Annotated in this window: 11 protein-coding genes; 1 reads left to right on the plus strand and 10 read right to left on the minus strand. The window is 65.2% G+C overall.

Annotation, left to right across the window (positions count from 1 at the left end):
• The 10 genes from iolE (IT40_RS13320) to iolE (IT40_RS13365) form a co-directional block, all read right to left on the minus strand.
• On the minus strand, positions 1–928 hold a 928-nt coding region (gene iolE / locus IT40_RS13320; protein WP_157034075.1), incomplete at its 3' end, for a myo-inosose-2 dehydratase.
• Between the two features lie 10 nt (positions 929–938).
• A complete protein-coding gene (iolD, locus tag IT40_RS13325) occupies positions 939–2,780 on the minus strand; it encodes a 3D-(3,5/4)-trihydroxycyclohexane-1,2-dione acylhydrolase (decyclizing) (protein ID WP_036756071.1) in 1,842 nt (613 codons plus the stop codon).
• Between the two features lie 130 nt (positions 2,781–2,910).
• Positions 2,911–4,833 carry a bifunctional 5-dehydro-2-deoxygluconokinase/5-dehydro-2-deoxyphosphogluconate aldolase gene (locus IT40_RS13330; protein ID WP_036755902.1) on the minus strand — a complete coding sequence of 641 codons (1,923 nt, stop codon included), beginning with the start codon at positions 4,831–4,833 and terminating at the stop codon, positions 2,911–2,913.
• A gap of 107 nt (positions 4,834–4,940) precedes the next feature.
• Positions 4,941–5,729 carry an ATP-binding cassette domain-containing protein gene (locus tag IT40_RS13335; protein ID WP_036755904.1) on the minus strand — a complete coding sequence of 263 codons (789 nt, stop codon included), beginning with the start codon at positions 5,727–5,729 and terminating at the stop codon, positions 4,941–4,943.
• Between the two features lies 1 nt (position 5,730).
• Positions 5,731–6,861 (minus strand): ABC transporter permease, encoded by a 1,131-nt coding sequence (locus IT40_RS13340; protein ID WP_036755907.1) that lies wholly within the window; start codon positions 6,859–6,861, stop codon positions 5,731–5,733.
• Positions 6,862–6,924: 63 nt separating this feature from the next.
• Positions 6,925–7,836 (minus strand): sugar ABC transporter substrate-binding protein, encoded by a 912-nt coding sequence (locus IT40_RS13345; protein ID WP_024845702.1) that lies wholly within the window; start codon positions 7,834–7,836, stop codon positions 6,925–6,927.
• A gap of 50 nt (positions 7,837–7,886) precedes the next feature.
• Positions 7,887–8,681, minus strand: coding sequence for an SDR family oxidoreductase (locus IT40_RS13350; protein WP_036755910.1), 795 nt, complete (start codon positions 8,679–8,681; stop codon positions 7,887–7,889).
• A 1-nt stretch (position 8,682) separates the two neighbouring features.
• On the minus strand, positions 8,683–9,696 hold the full coding sequence (iolG, locus tag IT40_RS13355) for an inositol 2-dehydrogenase (protein ID WP_036755913.1): 1,014 nt from the start codon (positions 9,694–9,696) through the stop codon (positions 8,683–8,685).
• A complete protein-coding gene (locus IT40_RS13360) occupies positions 9,693–10,871 on the minus strand; it encodes a Gfo/Idh/MocA family protein (RefSeq protein WP_036755916.1) in 1,179 nt (392 codons plus the stop codon). The genes iolG and IT40_RS13360 overlap by 4 nt, the downstream gene beginning before the upstream one ends.
• Before the next feature lie 7 nt (positions 10,872–10,878).
• Positions 10,879–11,808 (minus strand): myo-inosose-2 dehydratase, encoded by a 930-nt coding sequence (iolE, locus tag IT40_RS13365; RefSeq protein WP_036755919.1) that lies wholly within the window; start codon positions 11,806–11,808, stop codon positions 10,879–10,881.
• 91 nt (positions 11,809–11,899) lie between these two features.
• Here iolE (IT40_RS13365) and IT40_RS13370 point away from each other — a divergent pair, with 91 nt between their 5' ends.
• On the plus strand, positions 11,900–12,934 hold the full coding sequence (locus tag IT40_RS13370) for a LacI family DNA-binding transcriptional regulator (RefSeq protein ID WP_036755922.1): 1,035 nt from the start codon (positions 11,900–11,902) through the stop codon (positions 12,932–12,934).

A 12,934-nucleotide genomic window follows, 5' to 3' on the forward strand; every position in this document is an offset into this window, starting at 1 on the left:
CGGCTATCGCGGCTGGCTGGTGATCGAGGCCGAGCAGGACAGCCTGCCGCGCCAGGGCTTTCAGCGCCCGTAGCCCCATGTCCTGGTAGCGGAACGGATCGCGCAGCAGGCTGTCCTGCTCGGCCTCGATCACCAGCCAGCCGCGATAGCCGTGATCCGCCGCCGCCTCCAGCACCGGCGCGAAATCCACGCAGCCCTCGGGATCGCCGGGCACGGTGAAGGCCCCGCGCCGCACGCCCTCCAGGAAGCTCAGCCCCTCGGCCCGGACCTGCTCCATCACCGGGCGGCGGATATTCTTGCAATGGATATGGCCGATGCGGTCCATGTATCTCGCCGCCACCGCGGCCGGATCGGCGCCGCCGAAGGTGCAATGGCCGGTATCCAGCAGCAGCCGCACGTTCGGCCCCGCCGCCGCCATGAAGCGGTCGATGTCCGGCCCGCTCTCGACCACGCTGCCCATGTGGTGGTGATAGCAGAAGCGCATGCCCTGCGCGGCCGCGTGATCCGCCAGCGCATTGATCCCGGCCATGAACCTCTCCCAGCCCGCATCGTCCAGCACCGGCCGGTCACTGACCGCCACGGCGTCGTCGCCATGCACCGTGTTCGAACATTCGCAGATGATCGCCAGGTCGCCGCCCGCGGCCCTGGTCATGGCGATATGCCGGTCCAGCGCCGCCTTTTCCTCGTCCAGGCCCCGGCCCGGCGCCAGGATGGCGGTCGAATGCCAGCCGCCGATGAAGCGCAGCCCATAGCCGCCCAGCACGGCCTTCAGCGCGGCGCCGTCGCCGGGCATCTTGTGGCCCTTCTCGATGCCGTCGAAGCCGATGCGCCGGCAGTCGGACAGGCAGTCGTCAAGGCTCAGATGCGCGCCGATGCTCTGGTCGTCGTCATTGGACCAGGCGATGGGATTGGTGCCGTAAAGGATCATGGCGTGGCTCTCAGTTCACAAGGTTCTGCTTCGCTGCCGCTTCCAGATAGCGCGCGTAAGCCCGTTTCAGTTTCCCGCTCTCGCCGCTTTCGGGCACGGCGACGTCCCACCAGTGCCCGGCGCCCTCGAGGCCGTCGCCGGGGCCGGGCTCGGCACTGGTGTCGATGACGATCACGGTGGGGATGTCGCGGCTGCGCGCCTCGGCGATCCGGGCTTCCAGATCGGCGATGCCCTGGGCCTTGACCGCATGGGCGCCCATCGAGGCGGCATGGGCCACGAAGTCGATCTCGGGCTGCGCCTCGACGTTGCAATGGGCATAGAGGTTGTTGAACTGCTCGCCCCCGCAGCCCTGCTGCAGGCGGTTGATGCAGCCATAGCCGCGATTGTCGGTCAGCACCACGGTGAAGGGCACGCGGCGCATCACCGCCGTGGCCAGCTCGCTGTTGGCCATCATGTAGCTGCCGTCGCCCACGAAGCAGATCACCTCGCGATCGGGCCGCGCCAGCTTCAGCCCCATCGCCCCCGCCACCTCATAGCCCATGCAGCTATAGCCGTATTCCATGTGATAGCCGCCCTGCGCCGGCTGCCACAGCAGTTTCAGCGCGCCGGGCATGGTGCCTGCCGCGCACATGGCGATCGCCTCGGGGGCCGCGCGCTGCACGGCGCCGATCACCTGCGCGTCGCTCGGCAGGGCGTTGGTGTCGGTGGGCCGCGCGCAATGGGCATCGACCGCCGCCAGCCATGCGGCGCGGGCCTGCGCGTCGGCATGGGCGGCGCGATACCCCTCCAGCAGCGCGCCCAGCTTCTCCAGCGCCACCCGCGCATCCGCAACCAGACCTACCGCACCATGCTTGTCGGCGTCATAGGGCTGGACGTTGATCGAGACCAGCTTGCGGGCCGGATTGGCGAACAGCGCCCAGGATCCGGTGGTGAAATCCTGGAACCGGGTGCCAATGCCGATCACCAGGTCGGCCTGCCGGGCCAGGGCATTCGCCGCGGCCGAGCCGTCCACCCCCGCCGCACCGAAGTTCATCACATGCGCCTGGGCCAGCGCCGACTTGCCGGCCTGGGTCTCGATCACCGGGATGCCGTGGCGGGCCGCGAAATCCCCCAGCGCGCCTTCGGCGCCGGAATAGACCACCCCGCCGCCGCAGACGATCACCGGCGCGCTGGCCGCGCGGATCAGCCCGGCCACATGGGCCAGGTCGGAGGCATCCGGCTCGGGCCGGCGGATCCGCCAGGTCTTCGGCGCGAAGAAGCTTTCCGGCCAGTCCCAGGCCTCGGCCTGCACGTCCTGGCAGAAGGCCAGCGTGACCGGCCCGCATTCGGCCGGATCGGTCATCACCCGCAGCGCGCGGGGCAGCGCGGTCAGCAATTGCTCGGGCCGCTGGATGCGGTCGAAATAGCGGCTGACCGGGCGGAAGCAGTCATTGGCGCTGACGGTTCCGTCGTCGAAATCCTCGATCTGCTGCAGCACCGGATCGGGCCGGCGGCTGGCGAAGACATCGCCGGGGATCAGCAGCACCGGCAGGCGGTTGACATGCGCCAGCGCGGCCGCCGTGACCATGTTCGTGGCCCCCGGCCCGATCGAGCTGGTCACCGCCTGGCAGCGCCGCCGCGCCTTGCCCTTGGCATAGGCGATGGCGGCATGGGCCATGGTCTGCTCGTTCTGGCCGCGCCAGGTTGGCAGCGCATCGCCGATCCCGTGCAGCGCCTCGCCCAGTCCCGCCACATTGCCATGGCCGAAGATCGCCCAGACGCCCTCGACGAAGCGCTCGCCCTCCTCGGTCATCTGCACCGACAGCCAGCGCACCATCGCCTGCGCCGCCGTCAACCGCACCGTCCCGCTCATCGCACCTTCCTCCACACTGCCGCCCCGCGGCCGCCCTCTTTCATCTTGGTCCAAATATCCCGGGGGGAATCCCGCAAGGGATGGGGGGCTGGCCCCCCTGCCGTCGCGGGACGCAATCCCGCCCCGCCGCTCATGCCGCCGCCGCCGCCGCCCGGCGCGCCTCGTCCCAGATGCCGCAGAGCCGCGCGAAGCGTTCTGCCATCCGCGCCACGGCCTCCTCGTCCGACACCTCGCCCGCCAGCCAGTCCCGCGCCACCGCGCCGAAGATCGTGCGCCCGACCGCGAAGCCCCTGACCAGATCGAACCCCGCCGCGACGCGGAAACTGGCGGCAAGCTCCGCCTCGGGCGCGTCCAGCCCCAGCACCACGATGCCGCGCGTGTGGCGGTCATGCGCCTCGATCGCGGCGATGGCGTTCCGCCAGGCGGCGGCAGACTGCATCGGCTCCAGCTTCCACCAGTCGGGAAAGATCCCGGCGGCATAGAACTGCCCGATCAGGGTCGCGGTCGTGTCGTCATCGACCGGACCGACCTTCGAGGGGATCACCTCCAGCAGGAATTCCAGCCCGTTGCGGCGCGCGGCCGTGAACAGGCGCTTGACCGTGGCCTCCTGCGCGGCGCGGGTTTCCGCGTCATCATCGGGATGGCAGAAGCACAGCAGCTTGACCACGTTCTCGCGCGCCCATTCGGACAGCGCGCCGCAATCCGGGCCCAGTTCCGGCTCCAGCTCCAGCGGCCGCGAGCCCGGCCATTCGCAGGGCCGACCGATCCACAGCCCCGTCCCCGAGGCGGCATGCAGCGCCCGCCGCCCGATGCGGTCGTCGCAGAGGATCCCGTAGCCCGGCCGGCCATCGGCGACCTGCAGCGCCGCCTGCAGGCACAATTCCTTGAACGCGCCGCCCTTTTCCGGCGTGTAGCCCGGCATTTCTTCCAACTGGACACGATGGTCGAAGGCGAAGACCCGCATGGTGGACCAGTCGCCGCCCATCCGGCCCTGGCGGTTGGTGGCCCAATGGATCTGCTCAAGCTCGGCATCGTTGCGCAGGTCCGGCCGCAGCACGCCGCGCCTGAGGAAGAATTCCAGTTCCGCCAGCGACGGATAGGCCGGCGTGCAGCCGTGGCGCGAGACCGCGAAGGCGCCGCAGGCATTGGCGTATTCCAGCGTGCGCGGCCAGGGCTCGCCGTCGAGCCAGCCCTTCATCAGCCCCGAGAAGAAGCCGTCGCCCGCCCCCAGCACGTTGAACACCTCGATCGGGAAGCCGGGGCCGGCCTGGCCTTCGTCGAGGCTGTCCGGGATCGCGCCCTCGAAGGCCACCGCGCCCGCTGCGCCACGCTTGCAAACCAGCGTGGCGGTGCTGACCGCGCGGACCGCGCGCAGCGCCGCGATGGTGTCGGTCGAGCCGCCGGCGATGTGGAATTCCTCCTCGGTGCCGACGATCAGGTCGAAGAGATGCAGTGTCGATTGCAGCTTCGCCGTCACCGCGGCGCTTTCGACGAAGCGGCTCTCGCCCGCGCCATGCCCGGCCAGGCCCCAGAGGTTCGGCCGATAGTCGATGTCCAGCGCCGTCTTCGCGCCGTGCCTGCGGGCGAGGTTCAGCGCCTTCAGCACCGCCTCCTCGGTCCGCGGATGCGACAGATGCGTGCCGGTCGCCAGCACCGAACGCGCCTCGGCGATGAACCCCTCGTCGATATCATCCACGCTCAGCGCCATGTCCGCGCAGTTCTCGCGATAGAAGATCAGCGGGAAGCTGTCCTCGTCGCGGATGCCCAGCAGCACCAGCGCCGTCAGCCGCTCGGGATCGGTCGCGACCCCGCGGGTGTCGACGCCTTCGCGCGAAAGCTGCTCGCGGATGAACCGGCCCATATGCTCGTCGCCGACCCGCGTGATCACCGCCGCGCGCAGCCCCAGCCGCGCCGTTCCGCAGGCGATGTTGGTCGGAGACCCGCCGATATACTTCGCAAACGAACCCATGTCCTCCAAACGACCGCCAACCTGCTGGCCGTATAGGTCAACGCTGGCACGGCCAATAGTGATTAAGTCTAGAGTCTTGCTCATTTCAAATCCCCTCGAAGCAGGATCCGGACACCGCGTTGGCCGGTTTCCCACTTCTTCCTGCTGCAGGCAGCGGCCGAGGCGCTCTCGGACCAACAGCCGCATTCCGCTTACATCGCCTGAATGTCAGCCAGTTCCTTTTCGAGATCGCGCATCTCGACGCCCCCTGCCATCAGATGGCGGATATCTTCACCCGCGAGTTCATCCCGGCTGCCCTTCCCGATCACCTCGCCCAGGGCCAGAAAGGTGAAACGGTCCGCGACCAGTTTTGAATGAACTTCGTTATGAGTGATGAAGATGATGGCGATGTCGCCTCGTGCGCGCACCCGCATCATCGTCTTCAGCACTTCCATCTGCTGTTTCTGGCCAAGCGCCGAGGTCGGCTCATCCAGGATCAGCACCTTGGCGCCGAAATAGATGGCGCGGGCGATGGCGAGGGTCTGTCGCTGACCGCCGGACATGGTGCCGACGGCCTGCTGCGGGTCGGAAACATCGATGCCGATCTTGATCATCTCGTCATGCGTGATCCGATCCATCTCTGCCATGCGCAAGGCCCCGAAAGGCCTGGGGCCGGTGTAGAGCTCGCGGCCCATGAAGAAGTTGCGGGTCACGCTCATCAACGGGTTCAGCGCCAGATCCTGATAGACCGTGCCGATACCCGCCTTACTGGCATCGCGCGGCGAGCGGAAGCTGACAGGCTCGCCGTCCACGTAGATCTGCCCCTCGGTCGGCTGATGAACACCGGACAGGAGACGGATCAGCGTGGATTTCCCGGCGCCATTATCTCCGAGAAGCGCGTGGACTTCGCCTGCGTAGACTTCCAGATCGATGCCGTTGAGGGCGGTAAAGGGACCGAAACGCTTGATCAACCGTTCGGTGCGAATGACGGGAGTCCTCATTTCAAAGCCCTCCGGTGATGCGCTTGCGCAGGTTCTCGTTGAGGAATACGGCCAGAAGCAGAACCGCGCCGACAAAGACCCGATAATAGCTGCCGTCGATGGCCGGAATGAAGAAGACGGCATTCGCGACCAACCCGAAGGTAATGGCACCGAAGACCACGCCCAGCACAGAGCCGAAGCCGCCGGTCATCAGCGTGCCTCCCACCACGGCGATGGCGATCGCCTCGAGTTCCTTGAGATTGCCCTTGGAGGCATCGGCGGTATTGGTTTCGAAAACCTGGCAGGCGGCGAAGATCGTGGCGGCGAAGGCGGTGAACATGAACAGAGCGATCCGTACCTTGTTGACCGGCACGCCATTGGCGCGGGCGCTTTCACGATTGTCGCCGGTCGCGAAGATCCAGTTGCCTGCCTGGGTGCGCGCCAGCACGAACCATGCGGCAAGCGCGATGACGATCCACCACATCACGCGTGCGTCGAAGCCAGTGACCCATTGTGCGCCGGCGCGATTGATGTTGCCGCCCAGCCAGAACCAGGCGTCATAGAACCAGCCGAAAGTCTGCCCCCCAAACAGATCGGCGAACCAGCTTGTCTGCTTGTAGTCGGGCAGGCCCGAGATCTGCGTCGAATTGTTTATGACGCGAAAGGCGACTTCGGTAACGCCCCGCAGAAAGAACAGGAACGCGAGGGTAACGATGAAACTGGACAGGCCCGACCTGACGACGATCGTCCCGATCAGCCAGCCGATGCCGAGAGTCATGACCAACGTCAGCGCGAAGGCCGTGAAGGGCGTCGCCTCGCCCAGGCCGAACGGAAGCCCCCATTTGAGCATCATCGTCATCGACATGCCGGCGAAGCCGATCATCGAGCCGATGGAAAGATCGAACTCGCCGGCGATCATCAGAAGGCAGGCGGCCGTCGCGATGATGCCGAACTGGGCGATGACCGCCATATTGTTCTTGAGGCCAAGCGGATTGAATGCCGTGCCCCCGCTTGCGATCGCGATCGCCGCGACGACCAGGACCATCACCGCGAAAGCGCCGATCTCGGGCCGTCTGGACAGGCGACGCAGTGTCCCACCCTTGTTCAGCCGGTCGGTTTCGCGTCTGCCGGCGGCGGCTTGTGTCTGTGTCATGGATTGCTCTCCTTCCTTCGATTGGCAGGGGCAGCGCCAGAGCGTTGCCCCGCCTTGCCGCGCTCAGCGCGTTTCGCCCGCCAGGGCCTCGACAGCCTCGGCGTTGGACGCATCGACGAAACCGGGTCCGGAAGGAATGTTCGATCCCGGCAGCATCTGGGCGTTGGTGTTGTAGACATGCAGCAACGTCACCGGCATGTATCCCTGCAGATACTGCTGCTGGTCGATCGTGTAGGCTGCACGGCCCTCCTTGATCAGGTTGATCACGCCCGGTGTCAGGTCGAAGCAGGACAGATGCACTTCCGCACCGACTTCGCGCACCGCGTCGGCCGCGGCTTCGCAGACGTGCGGACCGACGGCGAGCAGCGCGTCGATCTCGGGATCGGCCTGAAGTGCGGCCGCGGTGCGCGTCTTGATCTGGGCGACATCGTTCGAAACGTCGATCATGTTCAGCGTCTGCCCGATCGCCTCGAAATAGCCCTCGCAGCGTTCCACCATCGGCGTGTTGAACGCCTCGTGATTGAGACACAGCGCCTTGTTCGCGCCCTCCGTCTTTGCCCTCTGGCCAGCCGCCTCTCCGGCAAGGCGCTCAGGCTGTCCGACATGCATGAGTGCGCCGACCTCCTGATAATGCTCGAGTCCGGAATTGATCGTGATGACGGGAATGCCGCTTTCGGAGGCCGCTTTGATCGCAGGACCAAGCGCCGCCGCGTCCGGCAGCGAAACGATCAGCCCGTCCGGCTGGCTTGCCGTGGCCGATTCGATCAGGCGCGCCATGTCGGCCATATCGCCCGACGGTGCGAAAAGATGATCGAATTCGGCTCCGACCGCCGTCGCCGCGTCACGCGCTCCACGCTCGACCACGGGCCAGAACGGATCGGTGCCCTGGGTATGCGTGATCAGGACATAACGTTCGGCATGCGCGGCCGCGGCCAGAGCCGTTACCGCAGTTGCCGCAAGAAGCACTTTCCTCATAAGGTTCTCCTCCCTGTCTTGAGGTGCCCCGAAGGGCGTCACATGCGGATCTATTCCGGATAGGAACCCGCGATGTTCTGGTCGTAGTCGATCAGGGCGCCGGTCATGACGCCGGCATCCGGGCTGAGCAGATAGCTCGCGAGTCCTGCAAGCTGATGCGGCTTGCACAGTTGACCCATAGGCTGGGCGGCCTCCGCTCGCTCCAGCCAGCCGTCGGTCGCGCCGTGATACTTGCGTTGGGTGATGTCCTCGCCCGGCGTATCCATCCAGCCCGGCAGGATCGCGTTGCAGCGGATCCGGTCGAAGCGATAGGCATTGGCGACGTTTTTGGTCAGCGCCGCCAAGGCGCCTTTCGAGGCCGAATAGGGGGCGAGATAAGACTGCCCGCAATGAGCGCATTGCGACAGAATGTTGACGATCGAGCCGCCGCCGCCCTGCACCTGCCGATGCCTGACGAAGCCCTGCATCAGGAAGAAGGGCGCGCGGGCGTTCGTGTCGAACATCTGGTCCCAGAGTTCGACCGAGGTATCGGTCAGGGTGCCACGTGCGCCGAGTGCCGCCGCATTGACGAGTACCGTCACGGTGCCGAAACGCCCGACTGCCGCGTCAATCAGATCCAGGCAGGCCTGCGTGTCCTGAAGATCGACCGCGGTGAAGACGGCATCCGCGCCGAGCGCGGCCAGTTCGGCCACCGCCCTTGCACCCTTCTCCGCATCGCGGCCGGCCAGCATCACCTTGCGGCAGCCTTCGGCCACCAATTGCCGTGCGATGGCAAGGCCGACGCCCTGTGCTCCACCGGTTACGACGGCCGCGGTATCCTTGTGGCGGGTATTCAGATCCGACATGTCAGAACTCCTGATCGGGGCCGGTAAGATGGATGGTCTTCCCCTGCTTCAGCGAGGCGGTCGCCGCTTCGGCCAGATAGGCGGCCATCAGCCCGTCGATGGCGTTGACCGGCATATCGCGGCCCTCGCGTGCGCAGTCGAGAAACAGGCGGATCTCGGCAGTATAGGACGGGCCGTAGCGTTCGAGGAAGAATTCGAGAATCGGCGCCGCGGTACCGGGCGCATCCTTGGTGTAGGTCGTGAAGCCGGACTGGCGCGGATTGTTCGAGACCAGCATTCCTTCCGCCCCAAAGGCTTCGATACGCTGGTCGAAGCCAAAGGCGCAGCGGCGCGAGTTCAGGATGGTGACGATGGTGCCGTCTTCGGCCAGCATGGTGACGCTGGCCGTATCGACATCGCCCAGCTTGCCGATCTCGGGATCCACGATGGACGATCCGTGCGCCGTGACCGAGACCATGTCCTTGCCTACGATGGACCGCGCCATGTCGAAATCGTGGATCATCATGTCACGAAACAGTCCGCCCGAGCGCGGCACATATTCCAGCGGCGGCGGAAAGGGGTCACGGCTGGTGATGGTCAGTTGCTCCAGTCGGCCGATGCGGCCGGCATGAACTCCTTCGCGCACCGAAGCATGGCCCCGATCGAAGCGACGGTTGAAGCCGAGAAAGACCTTGCGCGCCGCTGCTTCGCCCACGGTCGCGACGAATTCGCGGCTGGCGTCATAGCTGGAGGCCAACGGCTTTTCGCACAGGACCGGCTTGCCGGTCTTTACCGCCTCGTAGAGCAACTCGACATGAGTGTCCGAGGAGGTCGCGATCATGATCGCGTCCACTGCGGGATCGGCCATGGCCTCTACCGCCGAGGGCGCTGCCCGCGCACCGGTGGACGCGGCCAGCGCCTCTGCCGCCTCGAGGACCGGATCGTAGATCGTGGCGATATGCGCATCCGCGCCGATGATCGAGGCGGCATGGACCCTTGCCATGCGTCCTGCCCCCATGATGGCGATGCCTGTCATGCCATGTCTCCGATAGTGATGCGACGATCCTCGGCGGCGGAACGATCCATTGCCGCGATGATCCGCTGGTTGTCGTAGCCGAAGCGAAAATCGGGAAAGCAGCCTTCCCGCCCCAGAATGCCCTGGATGAGGTCATGCACCTCGATCACCTTGACATCGAAATAGCCCAGGCCGCCGCCGGCAAAATCGAAGCCGAAGAAGCCGTTGAACTGCTCGACCTGGCTGCCGGCCAGCAGCGTCTTGAAGCCGCGGTCGTGCTTTTCATCGCTGTAGCGGGCGATCTTGAGTTCGTTGAACCGCTCACCGTCCATGACGATGGTGCCCTCTGTTCCCGAAACCTCCCAATAGACGCCGAAGATCTTGCCCGCCGCGATGCGCGAGGATTCAATCGTTCCACCCGCACCGTTGGCAAAACGCACCAGCGCCTGGAACTGGTCCTCGTTCTCGACATCGAGCCGCCGACCGCTTGCATCCACGCTGGCCCCATAGCCCGAGCCACCGCCCGGCGCCGGGCGCGTGGCGAAAAAGGTCTGTTCCTGCCCCGCGACGCTTTCGACGTCGCCCATCAGGAACTGTGCCACGCTGATGACATGCGAACCCAGGTCGCCAAGCGAGCCTGAGCCCGCCTGATCGCGCGAGCAACGCCAGCTCCAGGGCATATCCGGGTCGTTGAAGAAGCCCTGATCGAACCAGCCGCGGAACCGGGTCGGCGTGCCAATGTCGCCGCGCTCGATCAGCTTCTTCGCCAGCAAAGCTGCCGGAGTCTTGATGTTGTTGAAGGCCACCATGGTCTTGACGCCGCGCTTTTCCGCCGCCTCGACCAGAGCCTTCGCGTCTTCGAGCTTCACCGTCAGCGGCTTTTCACAATAGACATGCTTGCCCGCATCGATGGCTGCCATCGCCATCTCGACATGCATGGCGTTCGGCGTGGTGATATCCACCACGTCGATTTCGGGATCGGCGATCATCGCGCGCCAGTCGGCCGTCGCCTTCGCGAAGCCGAAGCGCGCCGCCGCCGCATCCGCCAGCTCCTGCGTGGCATCGGCCAGCGTGTGCAGCACCGGCACTGCCGGAAGGTCGCGATAGAGCAGGGCCGCGCGCCGAAAGGCGTCGGCATGGGCCTGTCCCATGAAGCCCGATCCGATCAGGCCGATATTCAATGTCTTGCGGGTCATAATGTCCTCATGCCCTCGCCAAGGCGGGTTTCAGGATGTTTTCGGTGACGAAGCGATATGCGCGCGCGACCGTCTCGGCCGGCGGAGCCTTTTGCGGATCCTGCTCGGCCTCGACCACGAGCCAGCCGGAATATGTGCCTTCCGACAGGAAGCCGGCCAGCGGACCATAATCGACCGCACCATCGCCCGGCACCGTGAACATTCCGGCGCGCACCGCATCGTTGAAGGACAGATCGCCGGTGCGGACGTCCGCGAGGATCTGCTCGCGCACATCCTTCAGATGGATGTGATTGATGCGGGGGCCAAATTCCTTGATCAGCGCCGCATAATCATAGCCTGCCGCAAAGGCATGTCCGGTATCCAGCAGCAGCCCCACCGCAGGCCCGGTTGCCGACATGACCGCGCGAACCTCGTCCAGGGTTTCCGCCACCATCATCAGATGGTGGTGATAGGCCATGCCAAGCCCGAATTCGTCATGCAGTGCCTGGGCGAAGCGGGTCAGCCGTTCGCCATAGGCGGTCCATTCGTCCGCTCCAAGCCGCAGCCGGTTGGACATTCCGATGTCGAGCGCGTTCTCCGGCATTCGGCCGCATTCGCCATAGACCATGATCGACGCGCCACATGCTTTCAGCAGGCTTGCATGCTCGCGCACCGCTGCAATTTCTTCCTCGACTGTGCGGTCGGCCAGAAAACCGCTGTGCCATCCAGATACCAGACCAAGCCCGTGACCACCGAGCAGCCCCTTCAGAGCGGCGGGTTCCTTCGGAAAAATCCTGCTCAGTTCCACTCCCGCGTAACCCGCGGCCGCCGCCTGCGTGAGACAGGTTTCGGCCATCGTGTCCTTACCGAGATCGTCAAGAACCTCGTTCACCCAAGACAGCGGGCTGACACCAAGGCGCACGGATGACGTCGCCGAAAGCGGCGATTGCTCTACCATTCGTTCCTCCTCCAACTTGATGAGTAGAACTTATCTGATGGGTAGCAATCGATACAGTTGCATTTTGAAGGGAAACCTTCAAAGTGGTCCCATGACCAACCGAACCACACTGATCAAGATCGCCGAGGCCGCGGGCGTCAGCCTTTCCACTGTCGACCGGGTGGTGAACAGACGTGGCGGCGTTTCCCCCAAGGCCGAAGCCAAGGTTCTGGAATGGGCAAGCAGGCTGAATCTGGATCGCAAGATCTTCCGCAGCCATCTGAGAAACTTGCGCATTGCCGTGCTTATGCAGTCGCCGCACAATCCGTTTTACCAAGCGATGCGCGACGCATTCTCCGACCTCAGCACCACGCTGGCCGATCTCAGTCTGACCTGTTTTCTGCACTACATCGACGTCACCGACATTCCGGCTACCCGAAAGAAGATCGAGGAGGTGGCCGAATCCTATGACGGAATCATTCTGACATGCCCGGACGACCCGCGCCTGTCCGATGCGCTGCGGCTGATCTCTGGCCGCGTGCCCGTCGTGACCCTGGTGACAGACCTGCCAAACAGCGGACGCATTGCCTATGTCGGACCGGACAACCGCCAGATGGGACGTGTTGTCGGCGAGTTGATGGGACGCTTCATCGGCCCCGGCGGGGGTGATGTCGTCATCGTTCTGGGGATGCAGCGGATCATCGGGCATGAGGAGCGTGAGATGGGATTCCGCTCAGTGCTGCGTGAGCGCTTTCCCAACTGTCGCATCGTGCTTTCGCTGGAAAGCGGCGAGGATCCCGCCCGCGCCGGCGAGGTCGTTGCGGCAGCCTTGAAAAACCATCCGGGGATCCGGGGAATCTACAACGTCTCCGCAGGGAACGTTGCCATCGCCGGGACGATCGAGGAGATGGGCCTCGCCCAGGAAATCGTGATGATCACTCATGAACTCACACCATCCCGGCGACGCTTGCTGCGCGATGGCGTCCTCGACGCGATCATCGATCAGAACCCCCGACAGGAAGCTCTGCGGGCGATCGAGGTGCTCGGACGACATTTTCAGCGTGCTGAGCCAAAAGGTTCCGAGACCGAACATACGCCGTTCGATATTTTCATTCGCGAAAACTGTCCGGCTCTGGACTTTCGTTAA

The sequence above is a fragment of the Paracoccus versutus genome, from assembly GCF_000763885.1.
In the GTDB taxonomy this organism is placed as follows: domain Bacteria; phylum Pseudomonadota; class Alphaproteobacteria; order Rhodobacterales; family Rhodobacteraceae; genus Paracoccus; species Paracoccus versutus.